22 protein-coding genes and 2 pseudogenes are annotated in these 23492 nt (G+C 29.9%); all 24 read right to left on the bottom strand.

Going from position 1 to position 23492, the window contains the following annotated elements; all coding sequences use genetic code 11:
- Positions 1 to 7 precede the first annotated feature (7 nt).
- On the bottom strand, positions 8 to 2971 hold the full coding sequence (locus tag CS884_RS01845) for a C40 family peptidase (RefSeq protein WP_099320393.1): 2964 nt from the start codon (positions 2969 to 2971) through the stop codon (positions 8 to 10).
- 9 nt (positions 2972 to 2980) lie between these two features.
- Positions 2981 to 3946: a site-specific DNA-methyltransferase gene (locus tag CS884_RS01840; protein ID WP_099320392.1), complete on the bottom strand. Its 966-nt coding sequence runs from the start codon at positions 3944 to 3946 to the stop codon at positions 2981 to 2983.
- Positions 3918 to 6413 (bottom strand): VirB4-like conjugal transfer ATPase, CD1110 family, encoded by a 2496-nt coding sequence (locus CS884_RS01835; protein ID WP_099320391.1) that lies wholly within the window; start codon positions 6411 to 6413, stop codon positions 3918 to 3920. The genes CS884_RS01840 and CS884_RS01835 overlap by 29 nt, the downstream gene beginning before the upstream one ends.
- The gene (locus CS884_RS01830) at positions 6410 to 6748 is read right to left on the bottom strand and encodes a PrgI family protein (protein WP_002838958.1); all 339 of its coding nucleotides are present in this window, start codon (positions 6746 to 6748) and stop codon (positions 6410 to 6412) included. The genes CS884_RS01835 and CS884_RS01830 overlap by 4 nt, the downstream gene beginning before the upstream one ends.
- Positions 6748 to 7005 carry a hypothetical protein gene (locus tag CS884_RS01825; protein WP_099320390.1) on the bottom strand — a complete coding sequence of 86 codons (258 nt, stop codon included), beginning with the start codon at positions 7003 to 7005 and terminating at the stop codon, positions 6748 to 6750. Before CS884_RS01825 ends, CS884_RS01830 begins: the two co-directional genes overlap by 1 nt.
- 17 nt (positions 7006 to 7022) lie before the next feature.
- The gene (locus CS884_RS01820; protein WP_099320389.1) at positions 7023 to 7886 is read right to left on the bottom strand and encodes a VirB6/TrbL-like conjugal transfer protein, CD1112 family; all 864 of its coding nucleotides are present in this window, start codon (positions 7884 to 7886) and stop codon (positions 7023 to 7025) included.
- 1 nt (position 7887) lies between these two features.
- Positions 7888 to 7986: pseudogene (locus tag CS884_RS01815) on the bottom strand (Maff2 family mobile element protein); the annotation flags it as partial.
- 156 nt (positions 7987 to 8142) lie between these two features.
- Positions 8143 to 10002: a group II intron reverse transcriptase/maturase gene (gene ltrA / locus CS884_RS01810; RefSeq protein ID WP_099320160.1), complete on the bottom strand. Its 1860-nt coding sequence runs from the start codon at positions 10000 to 10002 to the stop codon at positions 8143 to 8145.
- Between the two features lie 720 nt (positions 10003 to 10722).
- Positions 10723 to 10851, bottom strand: a pseudogene (locus CS884_RS01805) (Maff2 family mobile element protein); the annotation flags it as partial.
- Positions 10852 to 11175: a single-stranded DNA-binding protein gene (locus CS884_RS01800; RefSeq protein WP_099320388.1), complete on the bottom strand. Its 324-nt coding sequence runs from the start codon at positions 11173 to 11175 to the stop codon at positions 10852 to 10854. It lies immediately after the preceding pseudogene.
- Between the two features lie 191 nt (positions 11176 to 11366).
- Entirely contained in the window at positions 11367 to 12230 is an 864-nt protein-coding gene (locus CS884_RS01795; RefSeq protein WP_099320387.1) for an Abi family protein, read from the bottom strand.
- Positions 12231 to 12381: 151 nt separating this feature from the next.
- Complete coding sequence (locus CS884_RS01790) at positions 12382 to 14184, bottom strand: VirD4-like conjugal transfer protein, CD1115 family (protein ID WP_099320386.1); 1803 nt, start codon at positions 14182 to 14184, stop codon at positions 12382 to 12384.
- Between the two features lie 44 nt (positions 14185 to 14228).
- The gene (locus CS884_RS01785; protein WP_019107276.1) at positions 14229 to 14432 is read right to left on the bottom strand and encodes a hypothetical protein; all 204 of its coding nucleotides are present in this window, start codon (positions 14430 to 14432) and stop codon (positions 14229 to 14231) included.
- A gap of 188 nt (positions 14433 to 14620) precedes the next feature.
- The gene (locus tag CS884_RS01780) at positions 14621 to 15112 is read right to left on the bottom strand and encodes a PcfB family protein (protein WP_004837287.1); all 492 of its coding nucleotides are present in this window, start codon (positions 15110 to 15112) and stop codon (positions 14621 to 14623) included.
- A 14-nt stretch (positions 15113 to 15126) separates the two neighbouring features.
- A complete protein-coding gene (locus CS884_RS01775; protein WP_099320385.1) occupies positions 15127 to 15984 on the bottom strand; it encodes an ATP-binding protein in 858 nt (285 codons plus the stop codon).
- Positions 15985 to 15998: 14 nt separating this feature from the next.
- Positions 15999 to 16973 (bottom strand): replication initiator protein A, encoded by a 975-nt coding sequence (locus tag CS884_RS01770; protein WP_099320384.1) that lies wholly within the window; start codon positions 16971 to 16973, stop codon positions 15999 to 16001.
- An 86-nt stretch (positions 16974 to 17059) separates the two neighbouring features.
- Positions 17060 to 17350: a CD1845 family protein gene (locus CS884_RS01765; protein ID WP_008901366.1), complete on the bottom strand. Its 291-nt coding sequence runs from the start codon at positions 17348 to 17350 to the stop codon at positions 17060 to 17062.
- A 43-nt stretch (positions 17351 to 17393) separates the two neighbouring features.
- Complete coding sequence (locus tag CS884_RS01760) at positions 17394 to 17642, bottom strand: hypothetical protein (RefSeq protein WP_099320383.1); 249 nt, start codon at positions 17640 to 17642, stop codon at positions 17394 to 17396.
- 88 nt (positions 17643 to 17730) lie between these two features.
- Entirely contained in the window at positions 17731 to 18603 is an 873-nt protein-coding gene (locus CS884_RS01755; RefSeq protein WP_099320382.1) for a sensor histidine kinase KdpD, read from the bottom strand.
- The gene (locus tag CS884_RS01750) at positions 18591 to 19244 is read right to left on the bottom strand and encodes a response regulator transcription factor (RefSeq protein WP_099320381.1); all 654 of its coding nucleotides are present in this window, start codon (positions 19242 to 19244) and stop codon (positions 18591 to 18593) included. Before CS884_RS01750 ends, CS884_RS01755 begins: the two co-directional genes overlap by 13 nt.
- A 145-nt stretch (positions 19245 to 19389) precedes the next feature.
- Positions 19390 to 20079, bottom strand: coding sequence for a hypothetical protein (locus tag CS884_RS10765; protein ID WP_257875725.1), 690 nt, complete (start codon positions 20077 to 20079; stop codon positions 19390 to 19392).
- Positions 20080 to 20094: 15 nt separating this feature from the next.
- Positions 20095 to 20397, bottom strand: a complete 303-nt coding sequence (locus tag CS884_RS10760; protein ID WP_257875724.1) for a hypothetical protein — start codon at positions 20395 to 20397, stop codon at positions 20095 to 20097.
- A gap of 63 nt (positions 20398 to 20460) precedes the next feature.
- A complete protein-coding gene (gene rlmD, locus CS884_RS01735; RefSeq protein ID WP_099320379.1) occupies positions 20461 to 21708 on the bottom strand; it encodes a 23S rRNA (uracil(1939)-C(5))-methyltransferase RlmD in 1248 nt (415 codons plus the stop codon).
- Positions 21708 to 23486: a pyruvate kinase gene (pyk, locus tag CS884_RS01730; RefSeq protein WP_099320378.1), complete on the bottom strand. Its 1779-nt coding sequence runs from the start codon at positions 23484 to 23486 to the stop codon at positions 21708 to 21710. Before pyk ends, rlmD begins: the two co-directional genes overlap by 1 nt.
- Positions 23487 to 23492 lie beyond the last annotated feature (6 nt).

Raw genomic sequence — 23492 nt, 5'->3', positions numbered from 1 at the left:
CTTCCCCTTATTTTGGTCTACCAAAGGAATAAAAGTGATTTTTCCAATATCTTGAGTTTATACTGGTATATTGGATAGGATCTCCTGCATGGAGCATCATTCCATTTCCGGCATATATCCCTACGTGAGAAATTGGCGTACCCGAATTATATGTGCCTTTAAAGAAAATAATATCACCGGGTTTTGCCTCGCTTGGAGATATTGGATTACAATAATTTTTATAAATAAGCCAAGCTGTAGTTCTTGGCATTCTCTTTACACCAGACTTTGTAAATGACCAACATACAAAACCTGAACAGTCAAAGTTAGATGGTCCACTTGCTCCAAACACATATCTTTTACCTATATGTTTTTCTGCTTCATTAAATAAGGCTTTGGCAGTTTCAGAATCAAAAGCAAGACCGGGATTTCCAAAGTTTGGATTGTCTATAATCTCTCCCAAGTTCCCATAGCTTGATCCAAAATATCCACTCATATTTCCCTGACTCTCAAGTAAAGCTAAATAATGAGCCATATTTGTTTCATAGTTTGCAAATTCTTCTCTTGCTATTTCATCAATACTTTTCTTTTTTATAGTTAATGTTAGAATTCTATAGGTATATGGATTTCCTTCACTGTCATATTTTGTAATAGACTTTGAAGTATATTTTTTCTCATACATTTGATTAAATAGTTTTTTTAATTCCTTTTGTATCTCTTCAGCTGACTTAATCTCTCCATATCTTGCTGTTAAATAGCTAAAAAGCTCGTGTAGATCATGACCGACAGAATCTCCTTTTATATGATATTCATCATAATTTGGATAATTTTCTTTAATACTATCTATTTCATCTTGTAATGCATATTCATAACTTGTAAATTCATTATTAATATCCATTAAAACTTCTTCTTTTGATAGATAGCTTGTAGCTATAACATTACTTGTTAATCCTGAAGTAAGACTGCCAACATTGCTAATTCCTTGAAATAGCATAAAAAAAAGTCCTAAAATACAAAGGGCAATTAAAATTTGCTTATATCCTTTGTTTTTTAAAACTTCCAATGTTTTCTTTCCAATATTAGCGAAAGATTTCTTTATTCTATTTACTAAACCTTCCCCGTGTTTCTTCCTAAAATCTCTCTGAAACTTCTTTTTCATAAAAAATCGATTCAATTTATTAGAGTTTTGATAAGCTTTAGTCTTCTTCAATTCTTCAAAATTTCTTTGAAAGAGAAGTTTACTTTCTTTCTTATAAATTTTTCCTTCTAAAGATTTTATTTTTCTTTGAGTTTTTAAAGGTTTTTTTCTTCTAAAATGGCTAATTTCTCTACCTACAACTTCGGTAGTTCTACTAAGCTTATAAGCAGCGTTAACGCCTGCATTATCATCTTTCCCACTATATAGATAGTTTGCCGTCATAGCACTCGCAAAAGTAATAGGTTTTTCTAAACCCGCTTTTTTTGACTTTTTCTTATCCTTAATTAACTCTTTTTCCTTTTTATTCTTTTTCTCATATAGTTTTGATATTTTATCTTCCTTTTTATAAAACTTATCTTTTTCACTTTTGTTATCTTTTTTAGAATGGAATTTAGTTTTATTTTTTGTATCTACCTTATTTTCTTCAGATACATTTTTAGAATCCTGTACTTCTTTTTTTGTCCTGGTGTATTCTTTCTTTGGATCAAAGTTGCTTTTCTTTATAGTATTATCAAAAGCGTCTTTTATTTGTCTTTTCTTTCCCTTGTTTTTATTAGAAATGCCACTATGATTTAAATCAAGTTCATCTACTTCAAGATTCTCATTTTTTATTACGTTTTTTTCCTGTTTGAAGATTTCTTTTTTCGTGCCTATTTTTTCTTGATTCTTTTTATTTATATTATATTTATCTTTATTTTTTTCAGATTCACTTTTAAATCCTTCAGATAGGCTATCCTGTCTAAATTTCCCACTAGAAACCCTACCCATTAGCATATTTTTTTCTTCTGAATTTCTAACTTTGCCTTTGAAATATTTGCTATTTTGTTTTTTATTAGTATTCAGGTCTTGAATTATTTTTTTATCTTCTTCATTTGCCTTATATGATAGATCTTTTCTTCTAAACTTCCCATTTAAAGATTTTAATTCTGCTTTTTCCCCTTTATCCTTAAACTGACTTTGAGATTGATAATGTTTTTTAAAGGTGTTTTTTTGAAAGCTTTCTTTCCCTTTCTTACCAAGAATAGAATAACCATCCCAATTTTTTCTTTGCACATCAGAAGATGGTAAATACTTATAGTCATCTCTTGTATCCCTATAGGATACATTGCTATCACTAAAGTTCATGTCATAGCGATCTATGACACCATCATTATCTGAGTCCTGTGATAATGGATCATATGTTGAACTTACCTCTCTATTAAAATTCTTATCTTCTTTTCTAAATCTCCTTATTTTTTTCTCTGGCACATCATTAAAACTTTCACTCTCAACGTTTTTCTTCCATTTTAAATTACTATTCCCCTTGCAATTTTTTTGAGGAGAAATGCTACTTTTTATATTAGAGTTAGTTGAAATTACTCCATCATTAAAATCTTCTTTAAAATTACTTAGCCTATATTCTGTTTCTTGCCCGTGATATTCACCATATCTACTTTCCTCATTTTCTTCCATTTTTCTATGCTGCCGTTGCGAATATTCCGGCTGATATTCATTATGATATGAGGCTTCTGCAAGTTTTTCCTCATGGATTTTTCTTTGTCTTCTTTCTCTATTTGGCTTTTCTTTTTCTTTGAATAAATTCTGACTATTTTCTTGCAAATGATCTGAGTAATATTTAGAGTTTTCAACATTATTGTCTATGTTGTTCCTGCTTTTTACTTTATTTATTTCTTTTTTTGAAAAATCTGATGGTCTCTCTGTATTACTGAATTTTTCATTACTTTCTTCTTTCTTTTCTGATATAAGCTTGGTCTTTGGTACATCTCTTGGGTTTACTTTCCCTTTCTTTTTCATATACACCTCCTATTTAATATTTTTCTCAATCCTTTCTTTAGCTATTTGACAGTAATCTTTGTTTATGTCGATTCCAATATATTCTCTGTCCATCCTAATAGCTACCATTCCAACAGTTCCTGAACCCATAAAGGGATCAAGAATCAAGCCTTTTTTAGGACATCCTGCTTTTATACAAAGTTCTACCAGTTTTGGTGGAAATACCGCATAGTGTTTTCCTTTAAATGCACTGGTGTTAATAGTCCAAATATCTCTATTGTTTCTAAACTTAGGGACATTATCTCCTATATATTCTCCATACTCTCTTGCTTCATTTATGCTCTGTATTTTAGCTCCTGTACCTTCTTGTAAATACTTATTATTTTTTCCTCTTGCCCTCATATATCTTTTCTTGCTTATTTCTTTTATTGGTTCTTTCATAGCGTCAAAGTTATAGAAATACTTTCTTGCTTTTGATAGTAGGAAGATATGTTCATAAGACCTTGATGGTCTATCTCTACAAGACTCAGGCATGGCATTTTCCTTATGCCAAATAATATCGCTTCGTAAATACCAACCGTCCTCTCTTAATTTTAAAGCTAGTTGCCAAGGTATCCCCATTAAGTCTTTTGCCTTGTAGCCACTGAGTTTTTCTGTAATAGACTCTTTTTGACCACTTCTTCCTTCTATGTTTTTAGGATCTTTATATTCTTTTTTGCTTCTTGTCCCTGCATAAGAATCTCCAATAACTACCCAAAGTGTTCCTTCTTTTTTTAATACTCTTTTTACTTCTCTAAAGACTTCAATTAATTTATTTAAATATTCCTCCGGACTTTCTTCTCTTCCAATTTGTCCTTCTGCTTTATAATCTCTAAGTCCATAATATGGAGGAGATGTAATACAGCAATCAAATGTTTTGTCTGGAAATTCCTTTAGAGCAGAAATTGCATCTAAATTAATAATATAGTTAGTTTTTAACTTCTCTCTGTCTATCAATTTCTATCCCTTCCTTTAATTCTTCTGGTTTAGTTGTCATTAACTTATACAATTTTGTATCTTTAGGAAATCTATCTACAAAAGGTACTATTGTGTTTCCGTAGAATAGTAATCCCTCTCCCTCATTGGAATTTGTGACGTAGGATAACTGATAAAGAGATATATTTAACTTGTTCGCTAAAATTTCCCTATCACCACTAGCTTGATTAAGCATTAAGATAAAATCAGTGTTATCAAATATATTTTCTATTTCGGGACTGGCTAAAAGGTCCTTTACATTTTGTGTTAATCCTGTTGGAATCCCGCCCCATTTTCTAAATCTCTTCCAAATTTCTATGGAATATGAGGCTGTTTGTTCTTCTCTTAAAAGCAAATGGAATTCGTCACAGTAATATCTGGTTTCCTTCTTATTTCTATTAATAGTTACTCTATTCCACACTTGATCTTGAACAATTAACATACCTATTTTTCTAAGTTGCTTTCCTAATTCCTTAATGTCATAACAAAGAATTCTATTTCCTGTATCTACATTAGTCCTATGGTTAAATACATTGAGGCTGCCTTTGACATAAATTTCCATTTCTACCGCTAATTTTTTCCCTACATTTTCTTCTTGTTTTAATAGTAAATTATATAAATCTTCTAAAATTGGCATATTTTCAGAAATGGGATTGTCGAAGTAATCCTTATATAATATTGGAAGACATCTATCAATTACTGAAGTTTCTTCTGCACTTAACCCTTCCTTTCCTACTACAAGTTCAAACAGTGAAAGAATAAAGTCAGACTTTAAAGATAAGGGATTGTCTTCATCGGCATAGTCTACATTTATATCCAACGGGTTTATATAATCCTTACTTGTTGGCGATATTTTTATAACTTCTCCACCTAGTGCCTTAGTTAAATTTCCATACTCACCTTCCGGATCACAGATAATGATGTCATCTTGTGTAATTAAAAAAGCATTGGTAATTTCTCTTTTAGCCGAAAAAGATTTACCACTACCAGGCGTTCCAAGTATTAAACCGTTTGGATTCTTTAAAAGCTTTCTATCTGTCATAATGATGTTACGACTTAAAGCATTTAATCCGTAGTATAAGCTCTCTCCTTCTAAGCACAACTCTTCTGTTGTAAAAGGAATAAAGACTGCTGTAGAGCTAGTTGTAAGTCCTCTTTTTATTTCGATTTCATTTTTCCCAAGTGGTAGGGAGGAAATTAGCCCTTGTTCCTGTCTATAGTTAAGATTTTTCAATACACAATTATGCCTACCTGCTATTGAATTTAGTTGAAAGATTATATTACTCAATTTCTTTCTACTTTTTTCCATATTTGTAAACAAAATAGTTATGACAAACATTCTCTCATTATGATTTTGAAGTTCTACTAACAGTTTCTTAGCATCATTACCGTAGGTAATTAAATCGCTTGGAAGAATATCAATGTCATATCCTGATCTTATAGCCTTCTTATTTTCTTCAATTTTCATTTTATCCAAGTCCGTTATTTTTCTTTTAATCATCTTTATAGCTTCTGTTTGATCAATGGAATTTATATGAAATGTTACAATCATATTTTCTTCAACCCCTAAAAATTCTGATAATAATCTATCTGATAATTCAGGTGCTAGAATTTGTAGAAAGTTTACTTCTCCAAAGTATTCTCCAATTTTAAATTGATTGTTAGATGAAAAGTTAAATGATGCTGGTACTATATAATCCTTAGTAGATAGTCCACTATATTTTAGGTCTTCAAAGGAAAAAACAAAATTCTTATTCGGATTTAATATATCGTGAATAACCTTTAACCTTTCATATCCACTTAATACATAAGCTTTTACTCCCATCTGCTTAAAGTTATTTAATATATCCATTTCCATTCTTTCAAGTCTTGTAGTTGCCTCTTTTAAATCTTGTGCTTGTAAGCTAAAGGTGATATACATATATTTAGTAAGTCCATTATTTCCTTTTTGACTCTGATTTTTTAGCATTTCCCTGTACTCTTTTCGTATTTCATTATATGAATCGTTTCTATCCGGAACATTGATATTTTTTTCTACTTCTTCATTTTTTCCTATGCGATTAATATATGAAAGTTCTATATCAACACTTGGATCAAAATAGTTTAAAAAACTTGAAAATTCATTAAATATACTTTCCTTATCTTCTTCTGTTGAAAGCTGGTAGTTAATATCTAAAAAACGTATCATTTTATTAAATTTGTTCTTCTCAACTTGGCAAATCCCATTTCTCAACATTCTTAAATAAGGGATTGTTTCCTGAACGCTCTTTTTCTTCTTCCCACCAAAAAAGGAAAGCTTCTTTTTGGGCTTCCCTTTTTCTTTAGAAATATTTGCTTTTTTTATCTTTTTTTGACTTATACTAATGCTTTTTAAATCTTCTTTTTGTTTTTTTAAATTTCTTTTTTCTTGATTTAATTTTTTCTGTTGTTTTTTCTGTATTTGATTCATTTACTCCTTTCCTTTCTTTGTTTCTTTATATCATAAATACATTCTGTCTTGTATATCCTTATACTTGTCTGTCTTTTCTTATCTATAATATACTTTAAATATTTTTCAAAATAGATCCCGTCCTTTTCATAAAGAGTTGCAAATATTATAGGAAAAGACACACCTATCATAATTAACATAGATAGGTCATTAGGAAGCACTTTTTTTACCATTAAATATACTGGAAAGCCTATTAGACCTGCAATTGTAAATCCAATTAATTGTCTTTTTGTTAGATTTAGAGCTACCTTTGTTTTTACTTTTGTTAAGTCCTTTGGGACATTTACATAAGCCATTATTCTAAACCCTCTAAGTAAAAGCCATATATATCTTCTCTGTTCAGATCTTCTAATGATTTCCCCATATTCACTGCTATTTCTAAGACTTTTTCATTCGTTTCTTCTCTATTATCTAAAACTTCCAATGCTTTTCTTATAATCATTCTATTTTGTATTTCTCTTGTAATATATCCCCCTATTAAAAGTATTGGGAGTCCTATTGTTCCAAGTGTTTTTAAATTAATTTTTTTGTCCTTTTTTCTTCTAATTTTCATCATCTTCTCCTTTTTTATTAATGAGCATTTAAAATTGATTTTGCAATACTTCCTGATTTCATCATAGTTATACCAAGTATTAATGTGTATCCTAGTAATTCAAAAATACTTTTGTGTATGTCTGATATATTTAAAGCCTTAACAAGTACGGCATAAATTCCTACGCATATAAGCAAGAATAAACCTTGCAAGCCAAGTGCGAAGAGCCCTCTTATATAGTTTGTTCCAATACTTCCCCATTCTTTATTACCCATTGTGGCAAAAGGTATGGCGCAAACTGAAGTATAAATATATATTTCTATCATCCTGCCGTATAGAATAACTGTAATGAGTATTGATATCCCTTGAATTATCATCTTTACAATTGATGTCTCTAGTACTATAGTCATTAATTTTCCTATTGACTCTCCTTTTAGGCTATCTACCATATTAGCTATATCACCTGGAGAAACTTTTGCACTAGCATTTGCCACACCTGCTGCCTTTCCTATTAAATTCTGTGCCACATCAAATACTGCCATAGAAAAGTCAAAAGCATGAGATACAAGCCATACTGCTATCCACATTTTTATCATATATTTAAAAAAATCAAAGGTATCTGTGTCATGCATATTATTTTTGTTCATTACCATTTGAATTAATTCAATACATAGTACAGCCGTTATGATAAGACCTGCTATGGGAAGTATAACATTTTCTGAAATAGACTTTATGAAGTGAAAAACCTCCGAGTTCCATCCACTCGGAGTCTTTCCTACCTCATTTGCTATCGTTGATACTTTGTCATTTATATCAAGGAGCATTCCGCTTAAATTTTCCTTGATCATATCAATAAGTATCTCCGAAAAAAACTCTTTGATCTTATCTACTATATTAAACATTTTATTTTAACACGTTTGCTAATAGCGGTATTAGTTTTAAACCTATGAGTACAATTCCCCCTCCAGCCATAAGCTGCTTAATACCTTGAGATTTAGCACCAGATTGCGATAGGTAAGCCTACAGTTTCAGTGTTTCCAGCTTTTCCCCCGCTTAGCACCGTGCATGCGACTTTCACCGCACACGGCGCCCCATCGCAAGAAAGATTTTCACGTTTTAATTAAGATTTACACACTTCTCAACAACTAGTTATTTCTTTTAAATGGTTGGCAATCCTATCATTTTTCTGAGTTCATTACATTTCTCAATTTGCTTACCTGTTAAGGCAAGTTCTTTTACATATTTTAGAATTGTATCTTCTTTTGTTGCATGGATTAGTATATGCACTTTTTCTGTTACAAGAATTAGATTGCTGTACTTGTCTGTACCACCTTTTTCAAGTGGTAGTTTATGGTGGCAATGTATATCACTTGGTGTTAATTTATTCCCTGTTACAAAACATCTTCCATATTGAGCTGCAAAGAGCGAAATCCTATTGTCTGCATACTCTATACTCTTATCAAGTACAGGGTGTTTCATTAACCAAACAAGAGTGTCTATATCAATTTGTAGATTTTTATGAATTAAAGATCTACCCTCTACAGTGTACTTGTTTATATCTTTTTTCTTGTGTTTTGCGTCCTTAGTTTGGATATACCCCACTGGAATTAATGGGCGTCCGTTAAGGAAGCGAAGTTGTTTACTTTTTCCATACTTATCTTTGATAAATCCTTTATTTAATGTCCCATTGGTCTTTAAGTCAAGCCTGTTGTTCATTTGCTTTTTAATGTGAAAGGCTATTTTAGCAAAGTCTATACTCACATTTGTTGCTATTTGGTAATAATTATGCAAGCCTGAAACAGTAGCATTATACCTAGCTATTGCTTTGTACTGCTCTTTCTCATTTGCAGGTCTCTTTATATCCGCAACACATTTAGAAATATTTTCTTTTGCATTTTTCAGTGCCTTATCACTTATATGCGACTGTACAACAAACTTTTTGCCTTTTGGTTTAACCTTAAGCTTGAAGCCTAAGAACTCCGAGTACCTTTGTTTTAGATTTGTTATTTTAGATTTTTCTTCACTTACATTTAGTTTTAATCTGTCTTGCAACCATTTTGTAACTGCCTGATAGGTTCTTTTTGCATCGTAGTAATTACGGCAAAATATCTTGAAATCATCGGCATACCTTACAATGTATATTTCTTTTAGGTTGCTTGTTCTTAAAGCTCTGTAGGTATGGCTTTTTATCTCTGTTCCTTGACTGTTCGTTCTCTGTTTATATGGATAATGCGTGGGCATTGTCAGCCATTGAGAAGAAACCCACCAATCTAATTCGTTCAAGACTACATTAGATAGTAGCGGTGATAATATACCGCCTTGTGGTGTTCCCTTTGTTGGTGTAATTACCTTTTTATCGGGCATAACTATGTCTGCTTTCAGCATTTCCTTAATGATACAAAGTAGCTTTTTGTCTTGGATACCCAAATTCCAAAGTTGCCTTATGAGCTTTGCATGATATACATTGTCGAAAAATCCTTGTATATCAATATCAACTACATAGTGTAAGTGCTGTATCTGCATTAGTCTCGCACATTCTGCAATAGCGTGTTCCGTACTCCTGTTAGGTCGAAACCCATAGGAGCTGTCATGAAACTTGGCTTCACATATTGGCTCTAAAATTTGTAAAATACATTGTTGTACAATTCTGTCTACAATAGTCGGTATTCCTAAAGGTCTTATTTTCCCATTAGGCTTTAGTATCTCCACTCTCTTTACAGGGCGTGGTTTATACCAATGAAACTGTTTTTGTATGAGAGAAATGTATTCTTCTTCATTTAGCCTTGATAGATGTTTTATTGTTCTTCCATCTACTCCTGCTGTGTGACTGCCTTTATTTCCTTTTATACTTCGATAGGCTAGTTTTATATTTTCTCTTGAAGTTATTAACCCCATTAAATTTGAAAATACTTTATCCTCACTGCTATCTTTATATAGATTATCAAGGACTTCTTGCAAGTCATAATATTCCGTATAACGGATTTTATTTTGTTTTAATCTTTGTTTCGAAGTGGACACAGGCACCATCTCCTTTCGGATTTGATTTTCTTTGTCATACTCGAAGCTGTGTTTATCTTAATTTCAGTTCTTGTTCTTTCTTGTGACTAGTGGCTATCCCTCCACGAGCTTATTATTCTCGCTTCATAGGTACTATGCCACCACTTTCACCAAGATAAAAAATAGTTATATGATCTTTTTCTTATCATTTTCCCATTTAACACTTCACTAGCATTAGACTGCTTCCATGTTCTTGGTTTACCACGTTCCAACAATCCTATCATTGAATACGTTTAGGTTCTTCCTCTAAGCCTGTGTTTAGCTCTCGCCTTATCGCCTGTAACGATATATGGACTTTCATAACAACCATTCTTACTAATCCACAAACACACCATCTTTGATGGTAATTGCCGTTAGACAAATTCAAACGTCTAGACTTGTACATTCGGAAGTGCGTCAGTGTTTTGGTATACACATTCTCACCATGCGTATTCGACACCCGGCATATAGGTAGCACCATTTACCTCTAAACAGGTTTCGTATAACTATATAGCTATTTACGGCTACTCTCTGCCGACTTCACCGAGCTTTTGACAATAAATTAGTCTAATATTTATTGCCAATCGGAGTATCAGTGTAGGCATTTTAGGGCGTTACTCCATCGTTCTACCTATCAGATTGTTAGTTCTCCTAAGTTTCGAACTTTATGTCCTTCGACTTAGTGCATAAGCTTTTCACTTATGAACGTGTCGCACGGTTGTCATTCCCATAACCTTCCATCAGGTTGATAACACCCCATGCTCCAAGCCCTGCACCAATTGCTGTAACTAATATTTTTAATACATTTACTGCTTGTGTAAAAAATTCCATTTATATTTCCTCCTCTTTTTCTTCTTTTTTAATTTTATTTATGTGCTTTACGATAAAATTTTTAAATGTCTTGTCTTCTTTTTTTGTTTCCTTAAAATATCCAAAAATATGGATGTATTCTCCACTTTTAAATTCCTTCACACTTTTTGCCTTTTCCCCGTAGAGATTACAGTAGATATATTCTTTTTTAGCCTTTCCTTCTTCTTTGTTCTTTCTAACTATTGTGAAATTAGCTACCTCTTTTTCTCCTTCCTTTGTATCTATTGCAGTTGTTTTTATTTCTCCTACTAGATTTCCATTAATATTTAGCATTTCTCTTTCCATTTGTTCTATCTCCTTTATTCCATAAAAAAAGCGATAGTTTTCTCTATCGCTTCTACTTCTAATTCATTAATATTTCATTTTTCTCTGTATCTTATTTTTTCGGCTCATCTCGTATATATTTCATTCTTCCTCCTTTGGGCATAAAAAAACACCGAAATGTTTTTTTTCGGTGTAAATTTCTCTATTTAATTTTATGGTTTTAGTAATTCTTTCCAGTTTTCTATAAAGCCAACATGTCTTAATTCAATATTTTCATATCTTGCTATTAGTTCTGTTAGATCATGATAAAATTTTTTGTAATTTTCTTCTTCAGAAACTATTTTAAGATTTACTAATGTAGCAAATATTGTGTTGTTTGAAATATTCTTTTTTAAATATTCTTTATATAGCTTTGGTGATTTTGTAAGCTTTGCTCCATATAGCCTGCCATAATGGGCACATATATTTCTTATATAGGCAAAGTTTTCTATCCAAGATTCAAAGTAATGGTAGTCTGTATGAAAGACTTTTGCAATTTTACTTTTATCTTCATTTTTCATATTCTTATACATTTTAGATAAAGTTCCAAAACTTGCTACTTCTATCACTGCATAGAGTGGAATTTCTCCACCTTCATAATTGTCTTTAAAGTTTTTTATAAATGGTGAGCGTCTATTTCTTTTAACTTCCCTTGCTAATTCTTCTAGTACCCTTTCTTGTTCCTTTTGTTTCTCAAAATTATCCATATCTTTATATGAAAAGTTCCCATATCTTAAAGAAAAATAGTTTGTGATAACTGCTCTTAAAGAAACTTCAATATGTTCTATTATTTCAAATATAAGCTGTCTAAGTTCTCTATCAAATTTATATAAACTTACAATATCTTCAAAACTTGTTCCTGATATATATCTTCCATCTTTTTTTAATGTGATACTATAAGCTTTAATCAGCCTATAATAGGATATTCTTCCAAGAATTTTCTTAGCATAAGTTTTATCTTCTACTAAAAGTCCTAAGTCTATTAAGTTTTTTACTTGATTTTCTATACTAATCGGTTCTTGATGAATTTTTTTCATTTTTTCTCCTAAAATCAAATGACCCGACTTGGTCCGCATTGTTAAGAGGCGTGTCGGGTACTGTTGAAATTATTATATGTTATAAAATATTTTTTGTCAAGTATTTCCTTTTAATCTTTCCTAAATATCTATCTTACTTCTAATTTTAAATTTATTCATCTAATATTTCAACTACCATACTCTCTTTTAACTTAACCTCATCTTTTCTCTGCAGGTATTTCTCTATGTCAAATATATTTCTCTTATCATAATCTTCCAATAACTTGTAATTCTTATGCTTTGTAATATCAAATTTATCAGATAAGAAAGGTCTTACTCCTCTTAGTTGGTATATACACTTACCACCATCCATTACAGTTATTTCATCTTGACTCATAAGTTCCTTACCGGTTTTTTGATAATTTAGCCCAAAACTCTTTTGATTTGATCTTGTTTCTGATGTGTTATATAGGTCTATGGTTTCTTTGCCTAGGCTTTCAGATAATTCTTTTAATGTTGTTCTTTCTTTGCCCCCTAAAAATAATGTAGAATCACAATTGCCAACTATGGTATCGGCATTATCTTTATAGATACTTTTTAGTTGTGATTGTGCCTGTAATATTATACAAGCTGATATTTCTCTACTTCTAATAGTTGCTATCAGCTTTTCAAATTTAGGAATTAAGCCGATATTTGCGAATTCATCAAGTAGGCATCTCACATGAACAGGAAGTCTTCCGCCATATTCATCATCTGCTTTATCACATAATAGATTAAATAATTGTGAGTACATTATTGATACTACAAAGTTAAATGTATCATCTGTATCCGATATTATTACGAATAAAGCTGTTTTCTTTTCTCCAAGTGTATCAAGCTCCAGTTCATCTTCTTTCATAAGATCTCTTAGTTCTTCGATATCAAATGGAGCAAGCCTTGCTCCACAGGATATAAGGATTGATTTGGCAGTTTTTCCTGCTGCAAGTTTGTATTTCTTGTATTGTTTTACTGCGAAATGATTTGGCTTTTCTTTTTCTAATGCTTCAAACATATAGTCTACTGCATTTTTAAAATTTTCATCTTCTTCTCTTACCTCACTTGCATCTATCATAGCAAGTAAAGTTGTAAAGTTCTGTTCTTCTTTAGGAGCTTCATACCAGATATATCCTATAAGTGCTGTGTAATAGAGTTTTTCAGCTTTCACCCAAAAATCCTCAGTTGATTTTTCTCCTTCTCCCTTAGTATTTGCAATTATTGTTTGTACTAATTTCAAAATATCTTTTTCACTTTTCAAGTATGCAAAGGGATTATATCTCATGGATTTTTTAAAGTTTATTGTGTTTAGTATTTTTATCTCATATCCATTTCTTTCCAACATTTTCCCACATTCCAAGACTAATGTTCCTTTTGGATCGGTTACTACATATGAAGAGTGCATTTGCATGAGATTTGGCTTTACAAAAAACCTTGTTTTACCACTACCAGAACCTCCAATTACCAATACATTTTTATTTCTCGCATATTTTGGATTTTTAGGTCTATTGTTCATGGTAAGTCTTTCAGTTTGAGTTAATAGCACATTGTTTTCAAACTTCTTGTCAATGTATGGCTCAATGTCTTTTTCATTTCCCCATCTTGCCGACCCATATTCTCTGCCCTCTCTAAACTTTTTTGCATTTTTCTTTTTCTGTATAAGGATTAACTTAATAACTACTGATAGAATTAGACTGGGTATCAGGTTTTTTATTTTTAATGATGGAATATATTTTAAAGTATCTATTTGACTAAAAGCTACTAGAATTCTATCTATTATATCTCCTCCTACATAAGAGTTGACATGGCTTGCAAAGATATTTCCTAAATAAAAAAATAAGAGGTAAGGAAGATTTTCTAATACAAATTTCTTCTTATCTCTTATCTTAAAAACATTTTTTATATCTTTTATTATTTCATTTAGTATTTTCGAATTAATCACTTCCTCTCCATAAAAAAGAGTAGATTTCTCTACCCATTAGTATCTTATTTATCTTTTTTATATCTTATTACTGGAACTTGTTTTATTTTTTTACCTATCTTTTTTCTTTCCAAGACAAAAATCATATTTTCATTTCTTTTAAAATATCCTAAATCTTTATGATAGCTTATACCACACTTACAATGTAGTAGGCCTATAAATTGTTGTTTCATCTTTCTTTTACATTTTGGGCAAATATTTTTCTTCATTTCATACACTTATACTTTACTTTCAAAGGTAGCTTTTAGTTTCTTTCCTAATGCTTCTGCTCTCATTTTTTATCTATAGATAAGAGAAATTCTTCTACTGGATGATTCCCTTCTTCTTTTTCATAGTATTCAACAATAAAGCTATTCATGCCTTCTCATCATATATATTATATATCCAAGTGCTTTTATTATAAACTTTGTTCCTGATGTTTATGTTTAACCTTATCTCTGTCAATAGTATCTTTGACTTTATCCTTGAAGTTATTAAGCCTTTCTATTAAAGATTTTCTTTTTCTTGACTTATCTTTAGTAAATTTCTGGACTGTTTTTTTAAAAGCTTGTTCCATTACTTTTATATCTTTTGCTTGAAAAAAGATAATGTTGTTTCCATTTTCTAAATCTTTCTTTATGGAAAATTTAACCCCATATCTTTTTAATTCTTTTTTCAATGCTTTTAAGTCTATATCATTTAATTCTAAGGTTTCTACTTTACCTTTTTTTACAAGGTCTTTTACTTTTACTTTTTTAAATTTTTCTAAGGGTCTTGAATGTTCTGTCTGCGCTTTATGTTTATTTATTTCTAATATTTTCTTCATCAAATTTATAACTTGCTTGGCTGTAACTATCCCCGCTTTTTTTACTATGGCTATTGTTCTGCTATTTATATCATCATTTTGCATTCACTCACCTACTTTCATTCTTTTTTTAATATTTCATAGGCTAATTTTGATTTCTCCTTCATTTTTTCTATTCTTCTATTTTCTCCTGTAAATATAATGGGACTGCATATTTCAAGTATCCTTGAGTAAATTCTTTTATCTTTTATAGTTTCAGGATTAGTTAAAGCTGATATATTTAAGTTTGTTGTTATAATTAGAGGTTTCCCACTTCTATATCTACTATCTATTATGTTAAAGATATGCTCAGCTGCAAAATTTGTATCTCTTTCCATTCCAAAATCATCAATAATTAATAGTTCCTTTCGATTTAGATTGTTTATATACTTACTTTTATCAATCTCAAAGTTAGTCATATCATTTAAAATTACAGAAAAATTTGTCATTTTGACTGATATTTCTTTTTCTAGTAAAGCATTTGCTATGGCACTTGCAAAATAAGTTTTTCCACAACCAACATTTCCTGTAAGAATTAGGCCTATATTGTTTTCATATATTTCATCAAATTTTTCAACATAGTTTTTTGCTACTCTTTCATGCTCACTATCTTTGTCCATATTTTTAAAATTCCAATTTAATAGGATAGGATCAGAAAAACACTCTTTTTTTAAGTGTTCAATTTTTAGAAGTCTTTTATTTTCTTTTCTTTTTTCTTCCTCTAATTTTTGTCTTTCTTTTTTACATTGACATAAAATACCAACTTTTTTTATTTCTCCAAAGAAGTCTATTTCTTTTTCAATTGGTGTTTTACATTTTGCACAATATTTTAATCCTGTTTCTTGATCTATATAACTCCTATTTTCTTCATCTTTTGATGGACTATTTGTTTCTGCATTTTTTATTTTCTGTTCTAAGATTTCTTTTATTAATTCCATATACGCCTCTCCTATCAAGTATTTAAAAATTCTCTCCAAATATCCTCATCGTTACTATAGTCATAGTTTTCTCTTTTCTGATCTTCTCTCTTTATGACTTCTATGTTTCTAATACTTTCATCTGCATTGTATAAGAGAGTCAGTAGATAGGCATTAATGTTTCTAATATCCTTTGGAGCATTTTCTCTTAGGTATTTCAAAACATAGTCTATGTGTTTATAGTTAAGGCTTAGAAATTTTTCTTTAAAATTTTCATTGGATATATGCCTCCCTCCTATTTTAATGTTTGTAAAGCTAGTTAAGGCTTTTACAAGTACATTTATCATCACATTTACTTGCTTCTTTTCTTCTATTCTTACTTTTTCAAAGGTTTCATAAGATATATTCTTTTTTATAGTTTCTTTTAATTCCTCCTCCAAAGTTTTTTTTGATTTTTCTCCTAGCTTTTCTAAGGGGGATATGGGGGTGATATTATTAAAATCAGTATTATTAGTTTCAGTATTATTAATATTAGTATTATTAGAGTCCTCTTTTGAAACTTCTTGAGATTTATTTTCTAAACTTCCTGAAGTTTGTTTTTTAAACTTCTTGAGGTTTGCTTTTGAAACTTCTGTAGTTTTATTATTTTCTGTGTAAATAAAGTTCTTTACATAGAGTAAATTTGGCTTTCCAAGTCCTAACCTCTTTTTTTCTAATAATCCTATTTCTTCAATTTCTTTCATTACTTTGACCGATTTATTTCTCCCCCAATTTAATACTTCCATAATTTCTTCTATGGTATAGATGATGTATACCTTGTTTTCTTCATCTAACCATTTATTCTTAATTGACAAGCTCATTCTATCGAGTAGAATTCCATAAAGAATTTTTGCTTCTACGGATAGTTTTTTAAAATTTAAGTCGGTAAATAAAGTTTTGGGAATCCTAAAAAATGAATATTGTTCTGCTTCATTGCCATAATAGTATTCAAATTTAACTATTTCTTTCATCATAACCCCCTTTCTTTTCATATAAAAAGAGATAGCTTTGATTTTGCTATCTCTTTTTCATCGTTTTAATCTATTTATTTTTATATTTAAATTGCTTTTATTCTTTCATTCACCCCTTCTATCACTTCTATAATAAAATATCCTAGCACTGGTAAACCATAAGGACTAAAAAGATATGCTAGTATAATTGCCTCTATAGCAAGTGCTTTTTCTCCATGATAAACAGATCCTAAAAATCCCATAATAGCGATAAATGAAATCAGTTTGAAAAATATTGTGCTGAGACCTAATACAAACGTTAAAAATAGAGTGATGATACTTAACGCTATACTAATAGGAAACAATATGATTTTGAAAAAAACTCTAAATATTATCATATTCTCTTCAATCCTTATTACTTATGTTTTCTTTTCTTTTTTGTTAATTTAATAAAAAAGATGACAGACTTAATCCTAAATCGTCTTGTTTAAAAGTTTTGTGGAAGCCTTTAAACTTTGATTTTAATGGATTTATTGTATCTGTCATCATTATATCACTGTCCCCAGATCCGCTTGCTCCAATTATAGAAATAAATTCTCCCTTTTTTACTTCGAAAGATACTCCATCAAGAGCTCTCGCTTCCACATCATTTGTTTTATAATATCTTTTTAAATTTTCTACTTTTAACATATCTATCACCTCTTTACATTTAATATAACATTCACATCTTACAAAGTGCTTACAAGACTTCTTACAGTTTTGTAAGAAAAAAGACTTCTCATAAGGGGAAGTCCACTGAAAATTTTATTCTATTTTCGTTCAAAGATGCCTTTATATTTCCACCATGTTTATCTATAATTTCTCTGGCTATAAATAGACCTAAACCCAAACCGTCCTTTGAAACTGAATTTTTTCCTCTATAAAATCTTTCAAATATCTTTGGCAAAGTTTCTTCTGATAAGTCTTGGTACTCATTTTCTATGTCTAAATTATAGTTTAGGTAAGATTTATAAACTAAAACATTAATAGTAGAACCATTTGGCGAGTATTTTATAGCATTATCTACAAGATTGTGGATAGCTTCTTTAAGCCATCTTTCGTCCAAATTGAAAATTAAGTCTTCGTCTTTTAAATTTATGCTTATACATTTTTGATCTAATATTACTTTAAATTCTCTCAAAACATCTTCTACTATATTTTTTAAATTTGCTGGATGTTTTTGTAAGGAAATAATATCGGATTCAAGCCTAGAGGATTTTACCAGGTTTTGAATTAAAAATTCTAGCTTATTAAGTTCATACTTTATAATTTCAAGATACTCATCTTTCGGATCATCTTCTAAAAGACTAATGTATAGAGAAAGATTGGTTATTGGCGTCTTGGTTTGGTGTGATATATCTGCTATTAAATCTTTTGTTTTGCTTTTTTCTGAATTTATTTTCGCTTCTTTTACTTGGCTTGCGTATAAAAATTTAATGAGCTTTGATTTTATTTTAGATAATTCCTTTTCATCAAATTCGGTAATTTCTAAATTTCCATCCAAAGCCTTATCAATATAGTCTGAGAGTTCACGCATTTCATTTCTCAAGACAATATATTTATATAGAATAATTCCAATTATAAGAACTAAAAGACCTATTAAAAATTCCATTTATATCCAACTCCAAAGACTGTTTCTATTGGGTCATAGGGTTTTAATTTATTTCTTATTCTAGAAATGTTGACACTCAGTGTATTTTGATCAATAAATTCATCATCTATTCCCCAAATAAAATCAAAAAGTAGTTCCTTAGTAATAACTTGAGACTTATTTTTTATCAGATAGTATAAAATTTTTGTCTCTGTCCTTGTGAGATCTATGTTTTTATTATCTACATGGAAAATATTTTCATTGAAATTAAAGTCTAGACCATCTTTCTTATAAATATTTAAATCACTAGACACTATTTTTTCAAAGGCTCTTTTTATCTTTGCTTCTAGGATTCCTAAAGAAAAAGGCTTGGTTAAATAATCATCTGCACCTAAATTTATGGCTGAAATGATATATGCTTCAAGATCTATTGCTGATAAAACTATAATAGGAATAGATGAAGTTTCTCTAGTGTATTTTATTATTTCAAGACCATCTCCATCTGGTAAGTTCATATCAAGTAAAATCAAATCCGCATCATCAATAAAATTTTTAGCTTCACTAATTGTGTTTACAGAAAAAATTTCATATTCTTTATTTAAGGCTATGGAAAGTCCTTTATTTAAATTTTTGTTATCTTCAATTATTAATATCTTTTTCAATGAAATGCTCTCCCTCAGTTACAACCCTAATTATAGCAGGATAAAATCATTATATTAAAATAACCATTCAATTAACTAAATACATAGATATGAAATTGGTCAATAACTTAACAACTGCCATAAATTTATTTTCTAATGATCTCAATTACAACCAAATAAAGTCATATATTAAATCACAATTATCCATAAACCATTCATACCAAGATATAGGTTTTTTTGATACTATTCTATTTGAATATTCATATTCTATGAATTTAATTAAAGTGAGACGAACATTATATATAATATCTTCATAATTATTCATATGAATCTCATTAAAATCCCACCATAAACTCTTAGCAGGGTGAGCACCAAAATCGCATCTTAAATCATATATATAATCTAAGTATTTAATATTTAAATCGTTAATATATAAAACTTCCTTAAGAAGGATATGCATATCTTTTCTTTTTTTTGTAGGTAACTTCTCTTTTATTTTTATAAACTGAATTATTATATCAATACAATTATCTAGACAAATAATTGCCTCTTCTTCAAATAAATTAGTAATTAATCCTAAAGATTTAGAATAGTAGAAAATAGCCCTATTTACGTAAGGATCAAGTGCATTAATTTTACTCATTATATAAACAAACATTTTATAATTAGTATTAAGATTATTATGTTTTCTATTTATACCATCAGTAAATTTCTTATAATCTTCATCTATATTATAGTGACCGTATCTAAACATTGATTGTCCCATAAATGAGCTTGATATACCATATACTAATGCTAATGCTCCAATAATATTAATAATATAGCTTCTATAAACATATTCATTTGAAAAATACATATAATCAGATATGAGTTAAGAAATATATCTATTTGAAGATATATTCCTCCACCCTTTAGACCAATCGGGTGATATTAATCCTACTATAAGCTCGTTTTCATAAAAATCATATTTGCAAGATATATCTTCTGATATATAATTAAAACCTATTGTTTCATCACAGCTTAAATCTCTAATCATCATGAGCCTATTCCCTTCCATATCTTTTAATATTAAAGGTATTTTATTTAAAGAATTTTTAAGTTCCTGCATATTAATATCACTATTTTGTTTTATCACGTTATTTATAAATTTATTTTTAAATTCTAAAAAGCTCATTAATATCCTTTAGTTAATATATAATTTACCAGTTATTTAGTTTTGTAAAATTTAAACTAAATCTCATTTTGACATCAATACGACACTCTCCACATGCATTGTTTGAGGGAACATATCCACTGCTTTAATTTTCTTTAGCACATATCCCCTATCCATAAATCTTTTGATATCTCTTGCTAGTGTTTGTGGGTTGCAGGATATGTAGACTATTTTTTGTATTTTTGAGTCTGTTATTGCTTTTATTAGGTCTTTGTCTAGGCCCGCTCTTGGAGGATCTAATGTTATGGCGTCTATTTTTTCATTTTTTATGAATTTTTCGTCTATGTATTTGGCGTTTTTGGCTAGGAATTTATAATTTTTAAGTCCATTTCTTTTTGCATTTTCATTTGCATCTTTGATGGCATTTTTATTTATTTCAACGCCTATTACATGATCGCCATTTATGGCAATTGAACTTGTTGCCGATCCACAATAAAGATCTAGGATTTTTTGATTTTCTCCTAGAAATTCTTTGGCTAGGGAGTACAAATTTTCTATTTGAAAGTCATTTACTTGATAAAAATCAAGGGCGCTTATTTTAAAATTTTTGCCTAAGATATTATATTCTAAGTATCCATTGCCAGAAATTACTATAAGTTTTTTCCCGTCTATTAAATTAATTTTGTATTTACCATCCGAGTAATTTTCTTTTATATAATTTAAGCTTTCTTGGTCAAATTTTCCTTGCAAATTTAGTAAAATATCGCTATTATTTGATCTTATTGTGATTTCATCAATTTTTGCAGATGAGTTTAGATTTATATCTCTAGATATTTTTGTGATTTCTGATAAATTATTGGATATTAATTCGTTTGCTATTAGACAATTTTTTATTGCTACATATTGATCTGAGTAGTTTTTAAGGTAGTTTAGATTGCCATTTTCGTCTACTTTTAAGCGAATTTTATTTCTGTAATGAAATTCTTTGGATTCCATTATTTCTAAATCTGAAATTTCGATTTTCGCAGATTTTTTTAAAGCATTTTTGATTAGATTTTTCTTTAATTCTATTTGCTTTTGATAATTGATATCCATTATAGAACAACCTCCACATTCATCAAAATATGGACATGGAGGTTTTCTATAATATTGACTTTGTATTTTTGTTTGAATTTTTCTAGCTTCCAAATAATTTTTCTTAAAAGCTATAATTTCAGCATCGAGAACTTCGCCGAAGATGGCATTTTCTATAAATATAGTTTTGCCATCTTTTTTGCCAACTCCTCTGCCATCTTGGATTATATCAATTATCTTGATATCTTTTATTATCATTAGATAACTTTTGTTTCTCCTTTATAAATAACTCCGCCGATTGGATCTACTGTTATGATTTCGCCATTTTTTACAAGATTTCTTATATTAAAGGCACCTACTACAGCAGGAATTCCAAAATGAACCGCTGATATTGCTGTATGGCTTGTTAGTCCTGCTTCTTCTGTGACTAAAGCGCTAGCTTTTTCTATAAATTCTGTAATATCTGAATCGGTGAATTTAGCTACAATTATATCGCCTTCTTCAAATATTTCTTCAAGTTCTTTTTTAGTTGATGCAAGGCAAACTTTTCCTGATACAGACTTTGTACCAATTCCTGTACCACTTGTTATTATATCTCCTATAACATGAACTTTTATCAAGTTTGAATTTCCAGATATGCCCAAAGGAATTCCTGCAGTTACTACTGTTAGATCTCCCTCATTAACATATTTGCCATTAATAGCTCCAAATATTGCACGTTCAATTAGCTCATCAGTTTCTTTAGCTTCTTGGATGACTACTGGATATACTCCCCAAACAACTGATAATTGACGAGCGACTTTTTCTGTAGTTGTTGCTGCTACAATGTTTGTCTTTGGTTTAAATTTTGATAAAACTCTTGAAGTGTTACCAGAAGATGTGCAAGAAATGATAGCTTTTGCATCTAATTCTTTGGCTATATCACAAGTATTTTTTGCTATTGCATTGGTAATATTGTTTAAAGTTGAAATATCAGTTTCGTAAACATTTTTATTAAAATCATCTGACAATTCTGTAGTTATACAGATATTTCTCATAGTTTTTACTGCTTCAACTGGATATTTTCCTCCTGCTGTTTCTCCTGAAAGCATTACGCAGTCGGTTCCATCTATTATAGCATTTGCCACATCTGTTGTTTCGGCACGAGTTGGTCTAGGATTTCTTATCATAGAATCGAGCATTTGAGTAGCAGTAATTACTGGTTTTGCAGCCATATTTACTTTTCTTATAACATCTTTTTGAACCATAGGTATTAGTTCAGTTTTTATTTCAACTCCCAAATCACCACGGGCAACCATTATTCCATCACTTGCTTCGATAATTTCATCAAGATTGTCCACTCCTTCTTGAGATTCTATTTTTGAGATAATCTTGATATTTTCACCACCATGATCTTCAAGTACACGTCTAATATCATAAACATCTTCTTTTTTGCGGACAAAGGATGCAGCAATGAAATCTACATCATTTTCAATACCAAATTTTATATCGTCAACATCTTTTGGTGTAATTGATGGAAGATTTGTTTTTGAACCTGGTAAATTAACTCCCTTATGATTTGAAAGAATGCCATTGTTTAAAGCCTTACAAATCACCTCAGTTCCATCTTTTATTTCTGTTACTTCAAGTTGAACTAAACCATCATCTATATAAATAATAGATCCAACTTCTACATCATTTGGTAAACCCTTATATGATACGGAAACGATGCTGGAATTTCCAATAATATCTCTTGTAGTGAGGGTAAAAATATCATTTGGTTTTAGGTAAACTTCGTCAACATCAAAATTTCCAGTTCTAATTTCTGGACCTTTGGTATCAAGCATGATTGCAACAGGCACATCTAATTTGCGTCTTACTTTTCTAATAGTTTTTATTTTTTCTAAATGTTCCTCGTGAGTTCCATGAGAAAAGTTTAGTCTTGCTACATTCATTCCATTTTTGATAAGTTCTTCAAGAATTTCTGGTTTTTCTGAAGAAGGGCCTATGGTACATACTATCTTTGTTTTCTTTAAATGTTCTGGTAATTGATTCATTCTAAC

The organism is Anaerococcus sp. Marseille-P3625 (genome assembly GCF_900232825.1).
Lineage (GTDB): Bacteria > Bacillota > Clostridia > Tissierellales > Peptoniphilaceae > Anaerococcus.
This window is presented reverse-complemented; position numbering and strand designations above follow the sequence as displayed.